Here is a 19,656-nt window from a genome sequence, read left to right as displayed (position 1 = left end):
TCATCGACGGTCGTCCCTTCCGGGGTCGGTGTGGGTGGCCCACTCCAGGAGGCCGATGAAGGCGCGGTTGAGGAGGGCCGAGTCCGCGGGCCGCAGCGGGCGCTGGGCCATCAGCAGGGCCTGTCCGTAGAGGGACTCGGTGGCGGTGCCTATCAGGTCCGGATCACTGAGCGAACTGATCCTGCGGATCAGCGGGTTGAGATGGTTGAGGACCAGCCGCGCGCGCGGGGCGCTGCCGCGCAGCGAGCCGAGAATGCCCGCCCACAGATCGTCCGCCTGCTCCTCGGCCTCCGCGCGCGCCTGCTCGTGGCGGGCCGCCCGGTCGTCCAGATGCAGGGCGGGCACCGACAAGGGGTGGAAGGCGCGCAGGACCACATCGCAGTTCAGCGGGTCGAGCCGGGCCCGCGCGGCCCCCAGGAAGGCCGACAGGGCCAGTTCCTCGGCCGGGTCCACCGTGTCCAGGTGAGCCGTCACGGTGTCCGCGTCCAGCTCCGAGACGACCGTCCCGGGGCGCACGGCCGGCAACGCCTCGATCAGCTCGCTGTCGTACGTGTAGCCGCCGTTGACGACCCCGACGCCCTGCGCGGCGGCGATCGGCGCGACCTGCCGGTACTCCTCCACGGTCCGCGTGAAGTGCACCACCGGGTGCCGCTGCGCGAACTCCTCCAGGGACAGCCGTCCGTCGGTCGTCTCGAAGGGCAGCCACGGCAGCATCGTGCGCAGCATCTCCGGGTCGTGCCGCGCCAGCGACTTCACGCCCAGGTGGTGCACCGACAGGAAGGCGGCCAGCCGCTCCGGATCGCCCGCCGCGAGTCCCGTCAGCCACGACCGGATGCGCTCGCCCAGCGCCTCCCGTACGGCGGCGAGGGTCTCGTCCTCGTACAGCGACTCGCGCGACGCGGTGGGCCGCAGACTGTCCGTGTCGAGGACGCAGCGCACGAAGAACGCCCAGTCGGGCAGCAGCTGTTCGGCCCGTTCGGTGAGCAGCATGCCCTTCAGGTGCACGCGATGGCTCGCGCGCTGGGCGGGGCTGACCGCCGACGGCAGGACGTACGCCACGCCCCGGACACCGGCGAGCGGCACGTCCAGGTCGATCGAGTCCAGCGGAGTGAAGCCGAACAGGTGGTGGCAGTGCCGGGCCAGGGCGACCCTGCGGCCGGCGGGACTCGGATAGGGCCGGTCCCAGGGCGCGGGAAGGTCCGCGATCGCCTCGTCGCCGACCCGCACGTCGTACGGCAGCAGCGCGCCGAAGTCGCGCGCCAGCGAACGGACCCGCTCCTCGCTCAGCCACTCGGCGGCCCCGGCGCGCGCCACCAGGTGCACGGTGGTGCCCGGTTCGGTGCGCGCCTCGTGCGGCAGCGTGCGCACGGTGTACGAGCCGTCGTCGGCCGCCGTCCACTCGACGGGCGCCGCGTCGGGCGTCCGCGCGCTGCGGCTGACCACCCGGATGCGCTCGGCGACGACGAAACAGGCCAGCAATCCGATGCCGAACTGGCCGAGGAAGTCCGAACGCGCCGCCTCCAGGCCGTCGTTCCGCTTGGAACTGCGGCCGATGGTCGCCAGCAGGCTGTGCACGTCGGACTCGGTGAGCCCGACGCCGGAGTCCTCCACGCGCAGGGCGCCGCCCTCGGCGTACAGGCGCACCGTGGCAGGGGCGTCCGGCTGCTCGGCGCGCCGCGCGGTGATCGCGTCGACGGCGTTCTGCAGCAGTTCGCGCAGATAGACCTTGGGGCTGGAGTAGAGGTGATGGGAGAGCAGGTCCACCAGACCGCGCAGGTCGACCTGGAACGTATGGGGTGACGGGGATGCCTGGGACGGCTGTGAGGTCTGGGAGTCCATCGTCGCTGCGCCGGTGGGTGGGGGACGTGCGACGGCGCGGGGTCGGGCGGTCCCGGGGGACGGTGACCGCGATGAGGGCCTGAGCGCGTCATCCTAGGCCCGGAACGAGCCGTCTGACCAGCGGATTTCCAGGACGTATACGGCAATGTCAGTGCCGTGGTGTGCAATGGATCTCGTGCCCGTGCTCGAAGAACCACTGAAGAAGGCGCTCGGTCCCGCCACCGCGAAGGTGATGGCCGAGCACCTCGGCCTGCACACCGTCGGCGACCTGCTGCACCACTATCCCCGCAGATACGAGGAGCGCGGCCAGCTCACCCACCTCGCCGACCTGCCGATGGACGAGCATGTGACGGTGGTCGCCCAGGTCGCCGACGCGCGCCTGCTCACCTTCGCCTCGTCCAAGGCACCCCGCGGCAAGGGCCAGCGCCTCGAAGTCACCATCACGGACGGCAGCGGCCGCCTCCAGCTGGTCTTCTTCGGGAACGGCGTGCACAAGCCCCACAAGGACCTGCTGCCCGGCACCCGCGCGATGTTCTCCGGCAAGGTCTCCGTCTTCAACCACCGCCTCCAGCTGGCCCACCCGGCGTACGAACCGCTGCGCGGCGAAGGCGACGAGGCCGTGGAGAGCGTCGACAGCTGGGCGGGCGCCCTCATCCCGATCTACCCGGCCACCGCCAAGCTGGAGTCCTGGAAGATCGCCAAGTCCGTGCAGACGGTGCTGCCGAGCGCCCAGGAGGCGGTCGACCCCCTCCCGGACTCGCTGCGGGACGGCCGCGGTCTGGTCACCCTCCCCGAGGCCCTCCTCAAGATCCACCGCCCGCACACCAAGGTGGACATCCACGACGCCCGCGCCCGCCTCAAGTGGGACGAGGCCTTCGTCCTCCAGGTCGCCCTGGCCCGCCGCCGCCACGCCGACGCCCAGCTCCCCGCCGTCGCCCGCGTCCCCCGCCCCGACGGCCTGCTGACCGCCTTCGACGCCAAGCTCCCCTTCACCCTCACCGAGGGCCAGCAGAAGGTCTCCAAGGAGATCTTCGACGGCCTGGCCACCGAACACCCGATGCACCGGCTGCTCCAGGGGGAAGTGGGTTCGGGCAAGGCCCAACCCCTTGACTCGACAGTGCTGACACCCACGGGCTTCCGGCGAATGGGAGACCTGCGGGAGGGCGACGAGGTTGTCGTGCCCGACGGCGGGATCGCATTGATCGACGGAGTCTTCCCTCAGGGAGTGCGTGATGTCTGGCGCATGGTTCTCTCCGACGGAAGTTCCGTGGAGTGTGACGACGAGCATCTCTGGATCGTCGGCACCAGTTGCGGGTGGCATCGCGGTCAGGCGCCCAAGACGATGACCACCAGGGAGATCCGTCTCGACACGTTCAAGGCGAACGGATCGTCGAAGTGGTATGTCCCTGCCGCGGCTCCTGTCGATCTCGGACACGATGTCGGACTGCCGCTCGACCCCTATCTGTTCGGGCTCCTGTTGGGCGACGGCTCATTCCGGCACAACCTCCGCCTGTCCACGATCGATGACGAGATCCGCGAAGCGGCGGCGAGCACTGTCGCGCCGGACTGCCGGCTGGTTCGGGTGACCGGATCCCGCTGCGACTACACGATCCAGTTGAAGGAGCGTGCCGGAGGCGCCCGGAATCCTGTGATCCAGGTGCTGCGGGACCTGGACCTGTGGGGAAGGACGTCGCAGGGCAAGTTCATCCCCGACGACTTCAAGAACACGTCGATCAAGAACCGGCTCGCGCTCCTGCAGGGGCTGCTGGACACGGACGGCACGGTGCAGAAGAACGGGATGAATGTCTCCTTCTGTTCCGCCTCGCTGAGGCTCGCGGAGGATGTTGCGTGGCTCGCGCGCTCACTTGGCGGCCGAGCTCGGGTGCTGCCCAAGAAGGGCGCCTTCATCGTCTCGGTGGCACTCCCTGACGAATACCAACCCTTCAGGCTGGCGCGTAAGGCTGATCGGGTCCGCTCCCGCCCGAAATACAACACATTCCGACGTGGCGTCCGGGCCGTCGAGTACGTGGGCCGCAAACCGGTCCAGTGCATCCGGGTCGCCCACCCGAGCCACGCCTACGTCACAGACAACTTCACGGTGACCCACAACACGATGGTCGCCCTGCGGGCCATGCTCACCGTCGTCGACGCGGGCGGGCAGGCCGCGATGCTCGCGCCCACCGAAGTGCTCGCCCAGCAGCACCACCGGTCGATCACCGAGATGATGGGGGAGCTGGCCGAGGGCGGCATGCTCGGAGGGGCCGAGCATTCGACGAAGGTCGTGCTGCTCACCGGGTCCATGGGGGCGGCGGGCCGACGGCAGGCGCTCCTCGACCTGGTCACCGGCGAGGCCGGGATCGTGATCGGCACGCACGCGCTGATCGAGGACAAGGTGCAGTTCCACGATCTGGGTCTGGTCGTGGTCGACGAGCAGCACCGCTTCGGTGTCGAGCAGCGCGACGCCCTGCGCGGCAAGGGCAAGCAGCCCCCGCACCTCCTGGTGATGACCGCCACGCCCATCCCGCGCACGGTCGCGATGACGGTCTTCGGCGACCTGGAGACCTCCGTGCTCGACCAGCTCCCCGCCGGGCGCTCCCCGATCGCCAGCCATGTCGTCCCGGCCGCCGACAAACCGCACTTCCTCACCCGCGCGTGGGAGCGCGTGCGCGAGGAAGTGGAGAACGGCCATCAGGCGTACGTGGTCTGCCCCCGCATCGGTGACGAGGACGACGACCCGAAGAAGGGCGGCAAGAAGAAATCCCCCGAGGACGAGGCCGAGAAGCGTCCGCCGCTGGCCGTCCTCGATGTCGCCGCCCAGCTCGCCAAGGGCCCCCTGCAGGGTCTCAGGATCGAAGTCCTGCACGGCCGTATGCATCCTGACGACAAGGACGCCGTCATGCGCCGTTTCGCCGCGGGCGAGACGCAGGTCCTGGTCGCGACGACCGTGATCGAGGTCGGGGTGAACGTCCCGAACGCCACCGCCATGGTGATCATGGACGCCGACCGGTTCGGCGTCTCCCAGCTCCACCAGCTGCGCGGACGCGTCGGCCGGGGTTCCGCCGCCGGGCTCTGTCTCCTGGTCTCCGAGATGCCCGAGGCGAGCCCGGCCCGCCAGCGGCTGAACGCGGTGGCCTCGACCCTGGACGGCTTCGAGCTGTCCCGCATCGACCTCGAACAGCGCCGCGAGGGCGACGTCCTCGGCCAGGCCCAGTCCGGCGTCCGCTCGTCCCTGCGGATGCTCGCCGTCATCGAGGACGAGGAGATCATCGCGGAAGCCCGCGAGGAGGCCACCGCGGTCGTCGCCGAGGACCCGGACCTCCAGGGCCTCCCCGGCCTGCGCACCGCCCTGGACGCCCTCCTGGACGAGGAACGCGAGCAGTACCTGGACAAGGGCTGAGCGGCGGAGCCCGGCCGGCGGCTGAGAGACTGGGAGGAACCGACACACCCCCAGCGCAAAGGACCCTCATGACCCGCGTGATCGCCGGCCGCGCCGGCGGACGCCGTCTGGCCGTCCCGCCGGGCACCGGCACCCGCCCCACCTCCGACCGGGCGCGCGAGGGGCTCTTCTCCACCTGGCAGTCCCTGCTCGGCGGCCCGCTGGAGGGCGAGCGCGTGCTCGACCTCTACGCGGGCTCGGGCGCCGTCGGTCTGGAGGCGCTCAGCCGCGGCGCCGGACACACTCTGCTCGTCGAGGCGGACGCCCGCGCGGCCAAGGTCATCCGCGACAACGTGAAGTCGCTCGGCCTGCCGGGCGCCGAGGTCAGAGCGGGCAAAGCGGAGCAGATCGTCCGGACGGCGGCGCCGGGGACACCGTACGACCTGGCTTTCCTGGACCCCCCGTACGCCGTCTCGGACGACGATCTTCGCGAGATTCTGCTCACACTCCGGACCGGGGGCTGGCTCGCGGACGATGCGCTCGTCACCGTGGAGCGCAGCACCAGAGGCGGCGAATTCGGATGGCCGGACGGTTTTGAGGCCGTCAGGGCCCGTCGTTACGGCGAGGGCACGTTTTGGTACGGTCGCGCCGCCTCTACGTGCGAAGACGCACGATGACCGGACCGGAGAGCGAGGGACCACTGTTGCGCCGCGCCGTCTGTCCGGGGTCATTCGACCCCATCACCAACGGACACCTCGACATCATCGCCCGCGCCTCCCGGCTGTACGACGTCGTGCACGTCGTGGTGATGATCAATCAGTCGAAGAAGGGCCTGTTCACGGTCGACGAGCGGATCGAGCTGATCCGCGAGGTCACGGCCGAGTTCGGCAATGTCCAGGTCGAGGCCTACCACGGCCTCCTCGTCGACTACTGCAAGCAGCGGGACATCCCGGCCATCGTCAAGGGCCTGCGCGCGGTCAGCGACTTCGACTACGAACTGCAGATGGCCCAGATGAACAACGGCCTCTCGGGCGTCGAGACCCTGTTCATCCCGACCAGCCCCACCTACAGCTTCCTCTCCTCGTCGCTGGTGAAGGAAGTCGCGAACTGGGGCGGCGACATCTCCCACCTGGTCCCGCCCGTGGTCCTGGAGTCGCTCAAGGAGCGGCTGGGCCAGGACTGAGTTCCTGACAGCCCGTCACCCGGTGTCGGGCGGGGCAGGAGTGGTCGTACAGTCGACCCGTCCGTCTCCATCACAGCTGTAGAGAGTGGCGAGCACACGGTGGACGTGCAGAAGAAGCTCGATGAGATCGTCGCTACGGTCGGCGGTGCCCGTTCCATGCCCATGTCGGCCTCGTGCGTGGTCAACCGCGCCGAGCTGCTCTCGATGCTGGAAGAGGTGCGTCAGGCGCTGCCCGGATCCCTCGCCCAGGCGCAGGAGCTGATCGGCGGCCGCGAGCAGATGGTCGAGCAGGCCCGTCAGGAGGCCGAGCGGATCATCGAGACCGCGCACGCCGAGCGCGGCTCCCTGATCTCCGACACCGAGGTCGCCCGGCGCTCGCAGAACGAGGCGGACCGCATCCTCGCCGAGTCCCGCAAGGAGGCCGAGGAGGTCCGCGCGGAGGCCGACGACTACGTCGACTCCAAGCTCGCCAACTTCGAGGTCGTCCTCACCAAGACCCTCGGCTCCGTCGGCCGCGGCCGCGAGAAGCTCCTCGGCACCGGCCCGGGCGTCGACGAGCAGGGGTACGAGGACGAGGACGCCCCCGAGCGCAGTCACGACCCGGAGACCCTGCGCCGCAACGCCGACGAATACGTCGACGTCAAGCTCGGCGCCTTCGAGGCCGTCCTCGCCAAGACCCTGGAGGCCGTCGGCCGCGGCCGGCAGAAGCTGCACGGCCGGATCGCCAGCGACGACCTCGGCGACCTGAGCGCGTTCGGGGACGAGGGAACGTCCGGCATGCACACCAGCGACTCCGACTACCTGGCCGGCCTCGCGGAGCTCGCCGACGCCCCGGAGCAGCCCGCCCAGACCCCGGAGGCGGCCCCTCAGCCGTCCTACGGGCAGCAGCAGGAGGCGTACGCCTACCAGCAGCAGGCCGATCCGTACGGCTATCAGCAGCAGTACACGCAGCAGCAGGCCGATCCGTACGGCTATCAGCAGGCCGACCCGTACGCCGCCTATCAGCAGCAGGGCTACGACCAGCAGCCGGCGTACGACCAGAACCAGCAGCAGGCCTACGCCCAGCAGCAGGCCCACGCCATGGACCAGCAGGCGCAGTCTCTCGACGAGACCAGCCTCTTCGACACCAGCATGATCAGTGCGGAGCAGCTGAGGGCGTACGAGCAGGGGCGCGGCGGTCACTGACCACGGGGTCAGGAGGGGCGCGCAGCCGCGGGCGCATACCGGATTGGGTCGTGAGCGAAAGGTCCAGTATCCTGGCTCTTCGGTCGCGTGTACGTCCGCGATCAGCGCTGCCCGAGGGAGACCGAGGGCGGCGTCCCGAGTTCGAAGATCGAAAGCAGGAATGGCTCTGAACGCCCGCCTCGACCACCGCAATCCTCTCGTGTTCGACACGCACGAGCTGGGGCGGCGTCCTGGCGCGCTCCAGCGCCTGACCCGCACGATCGACGCTCCTGCGGATCTCGGGATCCAGGGTGTCATCGGAGTGCCGGAAGGCGCCCCGGTGGAACTTCAGCTCCGCCTGGAGTCGGTCATGGACGGGGTGCTTGTCACAGGCACCGCCCGTGCATCGGCCAAGGGGGAGTGCGTAAGGTGTCTGGAGCCGCTGGAGCAGGTGCTCGAAGCGGATTTCCAGGAGATGTTCTCGTACCCTGACGCCGACGACCGGGGCCGCCCCAAAGCGGAGCCGGCCGACGACGCCGAGGATGACGAGGACACTCTCTTTCTCGAGGACGGCCTGTTCGACCTCGAACCCGTGCTGCGTGATGCGGTGGTGCTCGCACTGCCGATGCAGCCGGTGTGCCAGGACGACTGCCCCGGCCTGTGCTCCGAGTGTGGAGCCCGGCTCGCGGACGACCCGGAACACCACCATGACGCCGTCGACATCCGTTGGGCGGCACTGCAGGGACTCGCCGGTTCACTCGAAGATGGCGAGAAGGACGAGTTGAGCGGCGCCGAACCAGGCGTCGACGAGAAGCAGGAGAAGTAGCCGTGGCTGTTCCGAAGCGGAAGATGTCGCGCAGCAACACGCGCCACCGCCGGTCGCAGTGGAAGGCTGCGGTCCCCAACCTGGTTGCGTGCGAGCGCTGCCACGAGCCCAAGCTGCAGCACATCGCGTGCCCGGCCTGTGGCACCTATAACAAGCGCCAGGTCCTCGAGGTCTGAGCGGCTGGTGAGAGGTCTGATGTCTGACGCCAAGGCGGATCCAAACGCCAAGAAAAAGGCGGACAACACAGCCTCGTCCCACACGCTTCTGGAAGGGCGGCTCGGCTACAAGCTCGAGTCCGCCCTTCTGGTGCGTGCGCTGACCCATCGTTCCTACGCGTACGAGAACGGCGGTCTGCCGACCAACGAGCGTCTGGAGTTCCTCGGGGACTCCGTACTGGGCCTCGTGGTCACGGACACGCTGTACCGCACCCACCCCGACCTGCCCGAGGGCCAGCTGGCCAAGTTGCGGGCCGCGGTGGTCAATTCTCGTGCGTTGGCGGAAGTGGGCCGCGGCCTCGAACTCGGCTCCTTCATCCGGCTCGGCCGGGGCGAGGAAGGCACGGGAGGCCGGGACAAGGCGTCCATCCTCGCCGACACCCTTGAAGCGGTGATCGGCGCTGTCTATCTCGACCAGGGTCTGGAAGCGGCGGGCGAACTCGTCCACCGGCTCTTCGACCCGTTGATCGAGAAATCCTCGAATCTGGGTGCCGGCCTGGACTGGAAGACCAGTCTCCAGGAACTCACGGCGACCGAGGGGCTCGGAGTTCCCGAGTACCTGGTCTCGGAGACCGGTCCCGACCACGAGAAGACCTTTACTGCTGCCGCCCGCGTCGGAGGCGTCTCGTACGGCACCGGCACCGGCCGCAGCAAGAAGGAGGCTGAGCAGCAGGCCGCGGAGTCCGCGTGGCGTGCCATCCGCTCGGCCGCGGACGAACGCGCGAAGTCGGCCCAGGCCGCCGAACAGGCGGCTCGAGCCGCCCAGCAGGCGGCTCAGGACGTCGAGGGGACCGCCGACACCCCCTCGACGCCGACCACCGACACGGCCACGGCCTGAATCCTTCACCCGAAGTACCGCGGTACCGGACCCCGTCGCAGCGCACCCGCGCCGCGGCGGGGTCCGCGCGTTGCCGCGGAACCGGACGAGGCAGGACCGAACCGGGGGAGAGGCCGAACCGGGAGAGGGTCGAACTCCTCGGCCGCAGGGCCCTCTTCGAGCGATGTACCCTTCCGGCAACGCCCCCTCAGCCCGCCCCTCCGGAGGAGTCCCGTGCCCGAGTTGCCCGAGGTCGAAGTCGTGCGGCGGGGCCTGGAGCGCTGGGTCACCGGGCGGGTCGTGAAGTCGGTGGAGGTACGGCATCCACGGGCCGTGCGGCGGCATCTGGCGGGGCCCGACGGCTTCGCGAAGGCGCTCGCCGGGCACCGGGTGGGTGAGGCGATGCGTCGCGGCAAGTACCTGTGGCTCCCGCTCGACGACTCGCCGTACTCCGTGCTCGCGCACCTCGGTATGAGCGGCCAGCTCCTCGTGCAGCCGGAGGACGCCACGGAGGAGAAGCACCTGCGCATCCGCATCCGCTTCGAGGACGCGCTGGGTACCGAGCTGCGCTTCGTCGACCAGCGCACCTTCGGCGGGCTGTCACTGCACGAGAACACCCCGGACGGTCTTCCCGACGTCATCGCGCACATCGCCCGCGACCCGCTCGACCCGCTCTTCGACGACGCCGCGTTCCACACGGCCCTGCGGGCCCGCCGTACGACGATCAAACGCGCGCTGCTCGACCAGTCGCTGATCAGCGGCGTCGGAAACATCTACGCGGACGAGGCGCTCTGGCGCTCCAAGCTGCACTACGAACGCCCGACCGGAACCATGACCCGGCCACGCACCGCCGAACTCCTCGGCCACATCCGTGACGTCATGAACGACGCCCTCTCCGCGGGCGGTACGAGTTTCGACAGCCTGTACGTCAACGTGAACGGTGAGTCGGGCTACTTCGACCGCTCGCTCGACGCCTACGGACGCGAGGGCGAGCCCTGCCGCCGCTGCGGGACACCGATGCGCCGGCGGGCCTGGATGAACCGCTCCAGCTACTTCTGCCCGCGCTGCCAGCGGGCACCCCGCCCGGGAGTCTGACCCCCCGGGACCTCGCGGGAATCCCACTCCCTAGGCGTCGCGCTGCGCTTCACGTGTCTCGTCGTAGCGCCCGCGGGCGTCCAGGACGTCGTCCATGTGGCCCTCGACGAACGAGATGAGGGTCCGCAGCCGCTCGGCGACCTCGCGGCCGAGGGGCGTGAGGGTGTAGTCGACGCGCGGCGGGTTCGTGGGCTGCGCGTCGCGGTGCACCAGTCCGTCGCGCTCCAGCGCGTGCAGGGTCTGGGAGAGCATCTTCTCGCTGACGCCGTCGACCCGGCGGCGCAGTTCGTTGAACCGGAACGTGCCGTCGTGCAGCGCTCCCAGCGTGAGCGAGCCCCAGCGGCCGGTGACGTGCTCCAGCGTGCCCCGGGAGGGACAGCTGCGGGCGAACACGTTGTACGCGAGGTCCTTGCCGCCGCCGCACGCGGTCTTCTCGTCGCGATCGGCGCGCTCCGTTGTCTGCGCGGGGGATTCCATGCGAACAGCATACCCGGGCGCAGCGCTACCTGGAGGGTTGCGCTAACTTCTGGTTAGTGCTTTCCTTTCGGTATTGCCGGTGAGCAGCGCATACGTGACTGCCCCGTTCCTGTCTCCTGAGGAGTACGTACCGTGACGACCCCTGTTGTCTCCATCGCCTACCACTCCGGCTACGGCCACACCGCGGTTCTGGCGGAAGCCGTGCGCTCCGGTGCGCTCGAGGCCGGTGCCCAGGTGCACCTGATCAAGGTCGACGAGATCACCGACGCGCAGTGGGAGCAGCTCGACGCCTCGGACGCCGTCGTCTTCGGTTCGCCGACGTACATGGGCACCGCGTCCGGCGCCTTCCACGTCTTCGCCGAGGCGTCCTCGAAGCGCTGGTTCGGGCAGGACTGGAAGGACAAGCTCGCCGCCGGCTTCACCAACTCCGGCTCCAAGAGCGGCGACAAGCTGCACACCCTCCAGTTCTTCCAGATCCTCGCCGCGCAGCACGGCATGAACTGGGTCAACCTCGGTCTGCACCCGGGCTGGAACAACAGCGCCGGCTCCGAGCACGACCTCAACCGCCTCGGCGTCTTCGCCGGCGCCGCCGCCCAGACCAACGTCGACGAGGGTCCCGAGACCGTCCACAAGGCCGACATCGCCACCGCCGAGCACCTCGGCCGCCGGATCGCGGAGGCGGCCCGGGTCTTCACCCTGGGGCGCGCGGCCGCGGCCCGGATGGCCGCGTAGAGGTCCGCGGCAGGCGCGTCCTGAGTAGCCTCAGCGGTTCGGGCTGGGTGGGTTCGCCGATGGCGGAGCGCACCCAGTCGTGAGTGCTTCCGGGATCGAGGGCGGCGAGGAAATCCGTGAGCGAGCCGTCCCAGCTTCGTCTTGCACGGTCGGCGGCGGCCGCGGCGACCATGTGCCGCGTGTCCTGGTCCTTGCAGCGGACCAGCGTGATCGCCGCGTGTGGGCCGACTTCGGCGAGGATCTCGTGGGCTTGGTGTGCATCCGCCCGTAGGTGTCCTTGACGCACGTGCGCGGCGTGGGCCTCGCCCTTGGCCCCTTTCACCATCGACCGGAGTCCCATGAATCCTCCCGTCCATGCGAGCGAGACGGACATCAGGGTGTAACTGAGGTCATTGGCTGTCATCACGCGAGACTGGGTCAACTTCAGTGACCCGTCAGCGTTGGCTCTGATGACGACGGCGGTTGTTCCGCCTTTGCGGGCCTTCCTTCGAAATCCCCGCCCGAGCGATGCCGGCATATGTTCGGCGTCTCGGTGTTCATGGAAGCCGGCGATGACCACCGATTCCTGCCCGGAATCCGCGACCGAGTCGGGGTCGGAGGTCATGTGCGTGGCCTCCGCGGATGAGTGACCGAATCAAGCCCTGACTGCCGGGCACGCCCCTGCCTGCTCGGGGAGGGGCTACCGCTCCATACCAACGCGTATCGAGCGATGGTGCAGTCGTAGAGTGCGGCAGCAATGCCGAACGGTCCTTGGCGTTCGGCCATGCTTCGGGCACGGGCGCGGGAACGCATCCTTGGATCTGCGCCCGTCGGTCCTTCGCGTCGGTCGCAGACCTGGTGACGGCCGAGGCCAGGACGGACCGAGGTGAGGCGGGGGCATCGGGTGGAGTGGGAGTCGGGGGCGGCCGGCCTCGCGGTCGGGATGCTGATCGCTGTGGTGACCGCGCCGGTCGGGGTGTCCGGGGCGGTGTTCCTCCTGCCCGTACAGCTCAGCGTGTTCGCCGTGCCGAACCCGTCCGTCACGCCCACGAACCTGCTCTACAACGTCGTGGCAGGGCCTGGTGCCCTCCTGCGCTACCGTCGCGACGGCGCCCTGAGGGGACCGCTCGTGCGCCGACTGGTGCTGGGCACTCTGCCCGGTGTGGTCCTCGGAGCGGTCATCCGCGTGTTCGCCCTCCCGGGCCCGGGCGTCTTCCGCCTCCTGGTCGCCGCCCTGATGCTGCCGCTCGGCACCTGGCTCATCATCCGGACTCTCCGCCCCGAGCCCCCGGAGACCCGACGCCCCGCGCCCGCACCCCGGACCGTGACCGGTCTGGCCCTCGTGGTCGGGGTCGTGGGTGGCATCTACGGCATCGGCGGCGGTTCGATCCTCGGCCCCGTCCTCGTCGGCCGCGGCATCCCCGTCTCCCAAGTCGCCCCGGCCGCGCTCGCCTCCACGTTCGCCACGTCGCTGCTCGGCGCCTCCACCTACGCCCTGCTCTCGCTCGGCCACAGCGGAAGCATCGCCCCCGACTGGTTCCTCGGCCTGGCCTGCGGCCTCGGCGGTCTCATCGGCGGCTACCTCGGCGCCCGCCTCCAGCCACGGATGCCCGAGACCTTCCTCCGCCTGCTCCTGGGCACACTGGCCGCCGGGCTCGGCTCCCTCTACGCGATCAACGCCCTGCGCTGACCCGCTCCCTCGACCCACTGGGGCAAGGCGAGGTCTTCGGCCTGGCGGTGGATGACGTGGACTTCCTCGGGGGAGCGCTGCACGTCGTACGGCAGGTCAAGCTGCCGCGGCCGCATCGCCCGGTGTTCGCCCCACCGAAGGGTGGCAAGGAGCGTGACGTACGCCTCGGTCCTACTGGACGCGGGGGGAGGGCATCAAGGCCGTGATCGAGTATCTGGGTCACCACGACCCGGCTTCACGCTGCGGACGTACACGCACCTGATGCCGTCGAGTGGGACTCGGACCCGGGCCGCCGTGGATGGTGTCCTCAGCGATGAAGAACCCACGGGGGACGGCCCAGACACGGCCCAGGACGGCGCCAGCCCTCTGACCTGCGGCTATCTCAGTAGCCGAAGTCCTGCGTCCACCAAGGGCCGCCCGAGCCGAAGTGGGCTCCGACGCCGAGGGTCTTGAAGTCGCAGTTCAGGATGTTGGCCTTGTGGCCGGGGCTGTTCATCCAGGCTTCCATGACCGCGGCGGCGTCGGCCTGGCCGCGGGCTATGTTCTCGCCGCCGAGGCTGGTGATCCCGGCCTTCGCCGCACGGTCCCAGGGGCTGAGCCCGCTCGGGTCGGTGTGGTCGAAGAAGTCCAGCAACGCCATGTCCTCGCTGAACGACTGGGCCAGGTCCGACAGGGCGCTGTTCGCGGCCACCGGGCTGCAACCGACCTTGGCGCGCTCGTCGTTGACGAGCTTGAGCACCTGGGCCTCGGCGGCGGCCTCCGCGGAGACGGTCACCGGGGCCTTGTCCGCGGGCGCCTTGGTGGCGGTCTTGGAGGGCTTCGGGGCCTTGGGCGCCTTCGCCTTGCCGTTGTTCTTGGTGGGCTCGGCGCTCGGCTCCTTCGACGGCACCGTCGTGGTCGGCGCGGCCGACGGCGACGTGGTCGAGGGGGCGGCCGAAGGCGTGCCGGCGCGATCGGCGTCACGGCTCGTCGACGTGTCCTCGCGGGAGTCGGCGCTGCCCGAGGTGCCGCCCTGCTGGGTGTCCACACTGGACGGCGAGCTCGCGGCCTGCACGTTGTCGGACTTGCCGCCGCCGCCGAGCGCGTAGTTGTCGCTGCCGGGCAGTACACCGGCCGCGACGGCGACGGTGCCGAGGGCCACGGCAGCCGAGACGCCGAGCAGCCCCGAGCGGACGGGGGTCGCACCCTTCCTCTTGCGGTGCGAGCGGGCGGATGCCGCGGACGGGAGATCGGCGACGGCCGCGTAGCCGTACAGGTTCTCCGGGCCGTAGCTTTCCGTGTGGGCCCCGTTCGTATCTGTGACTCCGGTGGCGCGCCCTGTGGCGGCGCGGCCGGCGTCGGAGCGTCGGTGGCGTCCCATCTCTTGGGCCTTCCTCGATCTTGCGTCAGCGATCCTCACATGAACCTCACCCGAAAGAGTGAGTTTCTTATGAGACTCATTGGGTCGGGACGGTACCCCATGGCGCAAGGGGAGGAAGTGCTCCGCGAGACATTGTCCGGTTAGCGTGCACCCATGAACGAGGTTGCACGGCTGGTCGTCTGGGTACGCGGGCGCGTCCAAGGTGTGGGTTTCCGCTGGTTTACGCGGGCCAAGGCGCTGGAGATCGGCGGGCTGAGTGGTTTTGCTCTCAATTTGGGCGACGGACGGGTCCAGGTGGTCGCGGAGGGCTCCAGGGCCGGCTGTCAGAACCTGCTCGACTGGCTCCAGGGGGACGACACGCCCGGGCGGGTGGACGGAGTCACTGAGATCTGGGACACGCCCCGGGGGAGCTACGACGGTTTCGCCATCCGGTGACGGTGACGGCCGCGATGCCCCGGAGTGACGCCACGGCGTATGCCACCGGCACCCCTCAGTAGCGGAAATGGCCTGGTGGTTGCCAAGAACGGCTCGAAGTGGCAGGCTCCCGAGGTAACGATGATCTCGACGCCCTGAGGGTCCCGCAGGAGTCGCAGCGCCCCGTCCCCGGAGCCGCGCGACAGTGGGTTGCCCACCGATACGGGGCGTGATCGTGTTGACCGTCAAACTTTTTGGTGAGACGCTGAAAGCCCCGCGCACCCTAGCTGTTTGGCATGTGGAACGACAGCAGGACATCAGCAGTGTCAAGCATCGCGGGTGCGATTCCCTCACGACCCACACCGCTTCGGTCGGTCACTCAGTGTGGAGGACCATCCATCATGGCAAAGGCGCTTCTCGGTTACGTCGGCGGTTCCGACCCGCGACTCATTGCCGAGATGCGACGGCTCCAGCAGCGCGTACAGGACCTCGAATCCGAGCTCGTACGGATTCAGGCCGAGAACGACGCGCTCGCGGCTGCCGCTTCTCACGACTCGCTTCTCGAGAGCATCGACGTACCCCAGGCGGAGCCTGCGCTCACCTGATCACTGCACCGCTTTACGACAGCAGTGGTTGGGCAGCCCGAATCAACCGCTAAGTTGTCAGATTTGCAAGGGACGCCCTCAGGCGTCCCTTCTTTCTTTCCCCCGCACCCTTCCGCTCTCTTCAACGTCTGGTCTGCCCTGCGTGTTCATGGGCGAAACCGCGCGTTCATGGAGTGAGACCGGCCCGAAAGGTAGAGTCCAGCGGCGTGCACCTCAAGGCCCTGACCCTGCGCGGGTTCAAGTCGTTCGCCTCGGCGACCACGCTGCGGTTCGAGCCGGGCATCACCTGCGTCGTGGGCCCCAACGGTTCGGGCAAGTCCAACGTCGTGGACGCGCTCAGCTGGGTCATGGGCGAGCAGGGGGCCAAGTCACTGCGCGGCGGCAAGATGGAGGACGTCATCTTCGCCGGCACCACCGGGCGTCCGCCGCTCGGCCGTGCCGAGGTCTCCCTCACCATCGACAACTCCGACGGGGCCCTGCCCATCGAGTACGCCGAGGTCACCATCACGCGGATCATGTTCCGCAACGGCGGCAGCGAGTACCAGATCAACGGCGACACCTGCCGGCTGCTCGACATCCAGGAGCTGCTGTCCGATTCCGGCATCGGCCGCGAGATGCACGTCATCGTCGGACAGGGCCAGCTCGACTCCGTCCTGCACGCCGACCCGATGGGCCGCCGCGCCTTCATCGAGGAGGCGGCGGGCGTCCTCAAGCACCGCAAGCGCAAGGAGAAGGCGCTGCGGAAGCTGGATGCCATGAAGGCGAACCTCGCCCGCATCCAGGACCTCACCGACGAGCTGCGGCGCCAGTTGAAGCCGCTCGGCCGGCAGGCCGCCGTGGCACGCCGCGCCGCCGTCATCCAGGCCGACCTGCGCGACGCCCGGCTGCGGCTCCTCGCCGACGACCTCGTACGACTGCGCGGGGCACTCCGGTCCGAGATCGCCGACGAGGCCGCGCTCAAGCAGCGCAAGGAATCCGCCGAGGCCGAGCTGAAGAAGGCGCTCCAGCGTGAGGCGCTGCTGGAGGACGAGGTACGGCAGCTGACGCCGCGCCTCCAGCGCGCACAGCAGACCTGGTACGAACTCTCCCAGCTCGCCGAGCGGGTGCGCGGCACGATCTCATTGGCGGAGGCGCGGGTGAAGAGCGCCACCTCGGTGCCCGCCGAGGAACGGCGCGGACGCGACCCCGAGGACATGGAGCGCGAGGCCGCCCGCATCCGTGAGCAGGAGGCCGAACTCGAAGCGGCCCTGGAGGCGGCCGAGCGGGCCCTGGAGGACACCGTCGCGCACCGCGCCGAGCTGGAGCGCGAGCTCACCGTCGAGGAGCGCCGCCTCAAGGACGTGGCCCGCGCCATCGCCGACCGCCGCGAGGGCCTCGCACGCCTGAACGGCCAGGTCAACGCCGCCCGTTCGCGCGCCGCCTCCGCGCAGGCCGAGATCGACCGGCTCGCCGCCTCCCGCGACGAGGCCCAGGAGCGCGCGGTCACGGCCCAGGAGGAGTACGAGCAGCTGAAGGCCGAGGTCGACGGCCTCGACGCGGGCGACGCCGACCTCGGCGAACAGCACGAAGCGGCCAAGCGGGCCCTGTCCGACGCGGAGGCCGCGCTGAGCGCGGCCCGCGAGGCGGCCACCGCGGCCGAACGCAGGCGGGCCGCCACCAAGGCCCGCCACGAGGCCTTGGCCCTCGGTCTGCGGCGCAAGGACGGCACAGGAGCGCTGCTCGGCGCCAAGGACCGGCTCACCGGGGTGCTGGGTCCCGCCGCCGAACTGCTGTCGATCACCCCCGGCTTCGAGGTTGCGCTCGCCGCCGCGTTCGGCGCGGCCGCGGACGCCATCGCGGTCACCACGCCCGCCTCGGCGGCGGAGGCCATCCGCCTGCTGCGCAAGCAGGACGCGGGCCGGGCGTCGCTGCTGCTCGCCGGAGCGCCCGAAGAGCTTCCCGCCGGCGCCGGAGAGGCGGGCGGCGCCGCCTTCGGCGTACCCCCGCAGGACCGGGACCGGGACCGGGACCGGGACCAGGACCAGGACCGGGACCGTGACCAGGACCGGGATCGGAGCGGCGGGCCTCCGTACGCCGCCGATCTCGTCCGGGGGCCCGCCGAGCTGATGCCCGCCGTGCGGCGGCTGCTGCGCGGGATCGTCGTCGTCGGGACCCTCGAGGACGCCGAGGACCTGGTCTACGCGCGGCCCGGGCTCACCGCGGTGACCGCCGAGGGCGACCTGCTCGGAGCGCATTTCGCGCACGGCGGGTCCGCCGGTGCGCCCAGCCTGCTCGAGGTGCAGGCCTCCGTTGACGAGGCCGCGGCCGAACTCGAGGAACTGGCCGTGCGCTGCGACGAGTTGACCGAGGCGCAGCGGTTGGCGACCGAGTGGCGCGGGGAGCGGGCCGCGCTCGTCGAGGAGCTGGGGGAGCGCCGCCGGGCCGCCGAGCGGGAGAAGTCGTCGGTCGCGCAGCAGCTCGGGCGGCTGGCCGGGCAGGCGAGAGGCGCCGCGGGCGAGGCGGAGCGGAGCACCGCGGCCGCCGCCCGCGCGCAGGAGGCGCTCGACCGGGCCGTGGAGGAGGCCGAGGAGCTGGCCGAACGGCTCGCCGTGGCCGAGGAGATGCCTGTCGAGGAGGAACCCGACACCTCGGTACGGGACCGGCTCGCCGCCGACGGCGCCAACGCCCGGCAGACGGAGATGGAGGCCCGGCTCCAGGTGCGCACGCACGAGGAGCGGGTCAAGGGACTCGCCGGACGGGCCGACTCGCTCGACCGGGCCGCCCGCGCCGAACGCGAGGCACGCGCGCGTGCCGAACAGCGCCGGGCACGGCTCCACCACGAGGCGGCCGTCGCCGAGGCCGTCGCCTCAGGCGCGCGGCAGCTGCTCGCGCACGTCGAGGTCTCGCTCGGCCGGGCCGAGGAGGAGCGCACCGCCGCCGACAGCGCCAAGGCCCGCAGGGAGCAGGAGCTCGTCGCCGCGCGCGGCCAGGGCCGTGATCTCAAGGCGGAACTCGACAAACTCACGGACTCGGTGCACCGGGGTGAGGTGCTCGGCGCGGAGAAGCGGCTGCGCATAGAGCAGCTGGAGGCGAAGGCGCTGGACGAACACGGCGTCGAGCCGGCGGGACTCGTCGCGGACTACGGCCCCGATCAGCTCGTGCCGCCCTCGCTGCCCGCCGAGGGCGAGGAACTGCCCGAGGACCCCGAGCATCCGCGCAACCAGCCCCGGCAATTCCACCGCGCCGAGCAGGAGAAGCGGCTCAAGTCGGCCGAACGGGCGTACCAGCAGCTCGGCAAGGTCAATCCGCTCGCCCTGGAGGAGTTCGCCGCGCTGGAGGAGCGCCACAAGTTCCTCAGTGAGCAGCTGGAGGACCTCAAGAAGACGCGCACCGACCTCCTTCAGGTGGTGAAGGAGGTCGACGAGCGCGTCGAGCAGGTCTTCACCGAGGCGTACCGGGACACCGCCCGCGAGTTCGAAGGCGTCTTCAGCCGGCTGTTCCCGGGCGGCGACGGGCGGCTCATCCTGACCGATCCCGACAACATGCTCACCACGGGTGTCGACGTGGAGGCCAGGCCGCCGGGCAAGAAGGTCAAGCGGCTCAGCCTGCTCTCCGGCGGCGAGCGGTCGCTGACCGCCGTCGCGCTCCTCGTGTCGATCTTCAAGGCGCGCCCCAGCCCGTTCTACGTGATGGACGAGGTCGAGGCGGCGCTCGACGACACCAACCTCCAGCGGCTGATCAGGATCATGCAGGAGCTGCAGGAGGCCTCCCAGCTGATCGTGATCACTCACCAGAAGCGCACGATGGAGGTCGCCGACGCGCTGTACGGCGTCTCCATGCAGGGCGACGGCGTATCGAAGGTCATCAGCCAGCGACTGCGCTGACGTCGCCGGCCCGTGCCCATG

General features: G+C 70.2%; 18 protein-coding genes and 1 pseudogene. 14 read left to right on the top strand and 5 right to left on the bottom strand.

The window, feature by feature from the left end; translation table 11 throughout:
- Window positions 1-1,839, bottom strand: a complete 1,839-nt coding sequence (locus ACWD68_RS08660) for an HSP90 family protein (RefSeq protein WP_451805742.1) — start codon at window positions 1,837-1,839, stop codon at window positions 1-3.
- A gap of 166 nt (window positions 1,840-2,005) precedes the next feature.
- On the opposite strand from ACWD68_RS08660, the gene ACWD68_RS08655 reads away from it, so the two are divergent.
- From ACWD68_RS08655 to mutM, 8 genes are all read left to right on the top strand, one after another.
- Window positions 2,006-5,236 carry a helicase-related protein gene (locus ACWD68_RS08655; RefSeq protein WP_451805741.1) on the top strand — a complete coding sequence of 1,077 codons (3,231 nt, stop codon included), beginning with the start codon at window positions 2,006-2,008 and terminating at the stop codon, window positions 5,234-5,236.
- 29 nt (window positions 5,237-5,265) lie between these two features.
- On the top strand, window positions 5,266-5,892 hold the full coding sequence (gene rsmD / locus ACWD68_RS08650) for a 16S rRNA (guanine(966)-N(2))-methyltransferase RsmD (RefSeq protein WP_451805860.1): 627 nt from the start codon (window positions 5,266-5,268) through the stop codon (window positions 5,890-5,892).
- A 26-nt stretch (window positions 5,893-5,918) separates the two neighbouring features.
- Entirely contained in the window at window positions 5,919-6,398 is a 480-nt protein-coding gene (coaD, locus tag ACWD68_RS08645) for a pantetheine-phosphate adenylyltransferase (protein ID WP_351545121.1), read from the top strand.
- A gap of 99 nt (window positions 6,399-6,497) precedes the next feature.
- Entirely contained in the window at window positions 6,498-7,583 is a 1,086-nt protein-coding gene (locus ACWD68_RS08640; protein WP_451805740.1) for an ATP synthase F0 subunit B, read from the top strand.
- A gap of 160 nt (window positions 7,584-7,743) precedes the next feature.
- A complete protein-coding gene (locus ACWD68_RS08635; RefSeq protein ID WP_451805739.1) occupies window positions 7,744-8,388 on the top strand; it encodes a YceD family protein in 645 nt (214 codons plus the stop codon).
- Between the two features lie 2 nt (window positions 8,389-8,390).
- On the top strand, window positions 8,391-8,564 hold the full coding sequence (gene rpmF, locus ACWD68_RS08630) for a 50S ribosomal protein L32 (protein ID WP_033321093.1): 174 nt from the start codon (window positions 8,391-8,393) through the stop codon (window positions 8,562-8,564).
- A gap of 19 nt (window positions 8,565-8,583) precedes the next feature.
- Window positions 8,584-9,441 (top strand): ribonuclease III, encoded by an 858-nt coding sequence (rnc, locus tag ACWD68_RS08625; RefSeq protein ID WP_451805738.1) that lies wholly within the window; start codon window positions 8,584-8,586, stop codon window positions 9,439-9,441.
- Window positions 9,442-9,654: 213 nt separating this feature from the next.
- The gene (gene mutM / locus ACWD68_RS08620; RefSeq protein WP_451805737.1) at window positions 9,655-10,515 is read left to right on the top strand and encodes a bifunctional DNA-formamidopyrimidine glycosylase/DNA-(apurinic or apyrimidinic site) lyase; all 861 of its coding nucleotides are present in this window, start codon (window positions 9,655-9,657) and stop codon (window positions 10,513-10,515) included.
- A gap of 30 nt (window positions 10,516-10,545) precedes the next feature.
- Here mutM and ACWD68_RS08615 read toward each other — a convergent pair whose 3' ends face one another.
- Window positions 10,546-10,992 (bottom strand): winged helix-turn-helix transcriptional regulator, encoded by a 447-nt coding sequence (locus ACWD68_RS08615; protein ID WP_451805736.1) that lies wholly within the window; start codon window positions 10,990-10,992, stop codon window positions 10,546-10,548.
- Between the two features lie 132 nt (window positions 10,993-11,124).
- Between ACWD68_RS08615 and ACWD68_RS08610 the strand changes: the two genes are divergently transcribed.
- Complete coding sequence (locus tag ACWD68_RS08610) at window positions 11,125-11,724, top strand: flavodoxin family protein (protein WP_451805735.1); 600 nt, start codon at window positions 11,125-11,127, stop codon at window positions 11,722-11,724.
- Here ACWD68_RS08610 and ACWD68_RS08605 read toward each other — a convergent pair.
- Window positions 11,684-12,328 (bottom strand): hypothetical protein, encoded by a 645-nt coding sequence (locus ACWD68_RS08605; protein ID WP_451805734.1) that lies wholly within the window; start codon window positions 12,326-12,328, stop codon window positions 11,684-11,686. The two genes, ACWD68_RS08610 and ACWD68_RS08605, sit on opposite strands and share 41 nt — an antisense overlap.
- Window positions 12,329-12,646: 318 nt before the next feature.
- On the opposite strand from ACWD68_RS08605, the gene ACWD68_RS08600 reads away from it, so the two are divergent.
- Window positions 12,647-13,393 (top strand): TSUP family transporter, encoded by a 747-nt coding sequence (locus ACWD68_RS08600; protein WP_451805859.1) that lies wholly within the window; start codon window positions 12,647-12,649, stop codon window positions 13,391-13,393.
- Here ACWD68_RS08600 and ACWD68_RS08595 read toward each other — a convergent pair.
- On the bottom strand, window positions 13,369-13,509 hold the full coding sequence (locus tag ACWD68_RS08595; RefSeq protein ID WP_451805733.1) for a hypothetical protein: 141 nt from the start codon (window positions 13,507-13,509) through the stop codon (window positions 13,369-13,371). The genes ACWD68_RS08600 and ACWD68_RS08595 overlap by 25 nt on opposite strands.
- 43 nt (window positions 13,510-13,552) lie before the next feature.
- Here ACWD68_RS08595 and ACWD68_RS08590 point away from each other — a divergent pair.
- Window positions 13,553-13,846 (top strand): annotated as a pseudogene (locus ACWD68_RS08590) (hypothetical protein); the annotation flags it as partial.
- Here the strand turns inward: ACWD68_RS08590 and ACWD68_RS08585 are convergent.
- Window positions 13,776-14,753: a CAP domain-containing protein gene (locus ACWD68_RS08585; protein ID WP_451805732.1), complete on the bottom strand. Its 978-nt coding sequence runs from the start codon at window positions 14,751-14,753 to the stop codon at window positions 13,776-13,778. The pseudogene ACWD68_RS08590 and the gene ACWD68_RS08585 overlap by 71 nt on opposite strands.
- A 153-nt stretch (window positions 14,754-14,906) precedes the next feature.
- Here ACWD68_RS08585 and ACWD68_RS08580 point away from each other — a divergent pair, with 153 nt between their 5' ends.
- The 3 genes from ACWD68_RS08580 to ACWD68_RS08570 all read left to right on the top strand — a co-directional run bounded on the left by ACWD68_RS08580 (window position 14,907) and on the right by ACWD68_RS08570 (window position 19,635).
- Complete coding sequence (locus tag ACWD68_RS08580) at window positions 14,907-15,188, top strand: acylphosphatase (RefSeq protein ID WP_451805731.1); 282 nt, start codon at window positions 14,907-14,909, stop codon at window positions 15,186-15,188.
- 380 nt (window positions 15,189-15,568) lie between these two features.
- Window positions 15,569-15,772: a hypothetical protein gene (locus tag ACWD68_RS08575; protein WP_028802434.1), complete on the top strand. Its 204-nt coding sequence runs from the start codon at window positions 15,569-15,571 to the stop codon at window positions 15,770-15,772.
- 206 nt (window positions 15,773-15,978) lie between these two features.
- Window positions 15,979-19,635 carry a chromosome segregation SMC family protein gene (locus ACWD68_RS08570; protein WP_451805730.1) on the top strand — a complete coding sequence of 1,219 codons (3,657 nt, stop codon included), beginning with the start codon at window positions 15,979-15,981 and terminating at the stop codon, window positions 19,633-19,635.
- The last annotated feature ends 21 nt before the right edge of the window (window positions 19,636-19,656 follow it).

It is taken from the genome of Streptomyces sp. NPDC005141, from assembly GCF_053599975.1.
Note: the sequence above shows the minus strand (reverse complement) of the source record. Positions and strands in the feature narration are given on the sequence as shown.

Coding starts and splice junctions, on each gene's coding strand:
- ACWD68_RS08655 (WP_451805741.1), top strand. CDS start 2,006: ATGGATCTCGTGCCCGTGCTCGAAGAACCACTGAAGAAGGCGCTCGGT.
- ACWD68_RS08575 (WP_028802434.1), top strand. CDS start 15,569: ATGGCAAAGGCGCTTCTCGGTTACGTCGGCGGTTCCGACCCGCGACTC.
- ACWD68_RS08595 (WP_451805733.1), bottom strand. CDS start 13,509: ATGCGGCCGCGGCAGCTTGACCTGCCGTACGACGTGCAGCGCTCCCCC.
- ACWD68_RS08585 (WP_451805732.1), bottom strand. CDS start 14,753: ATGGGACGCCACCGACGCTCCGACGCCGGCCGCGCCGCCACAGGGCGC.
- ACWD68_RS08600 (WP_451805859.1), top strand. CDS start 12,647: ATGCTGATCGCTGTGGTGACCGCGCCGGTCGGGGTGTCCGGGGCGGTG.
- ACWD68_RS08580 (WP_451805731.1), top strand. CDS start 14,907: ATGAACGAGGTTGCACGGCTGGTCGTCTGGGTACGCGGGCGCGTCCAA.
- ACWD68_RS08605 (WP_451805734.1), bottom strand. CDS start 12,328: ATGACCTCCGACCCCGACTCGGTCGCGGATTCCGGGCAGGAATCGGTG.
- ACWD68_RS08615 (WP_451805736.1), bottom strand. CDS start 10,992: ATGGAATCCCCCGCGCAGACAACGGAGCGCGCCGATCGCGACGAGAAG.
- ACWD68_RS08660 (WP_451805742.1), bottom strand. CDS start 1,839: ATGGACTCCCAGACCTCACAGCCGTCCCAGGCATCCCCGTCACCCCAT.
- rnc (WP_451805738.1), top strand. CDS start 8,584: ATGTCTGACGCCAAGGCGGATCCAAACGCCAAGAAAAAGGCGGACAAC.
- ACWD68_RS08635 (WP_451805739.1), top strand. CDS start 7,744: ATGGCTCTGAACGCCCGCCTCGACCACCGCAATCCTCTCGTGTTCGAC.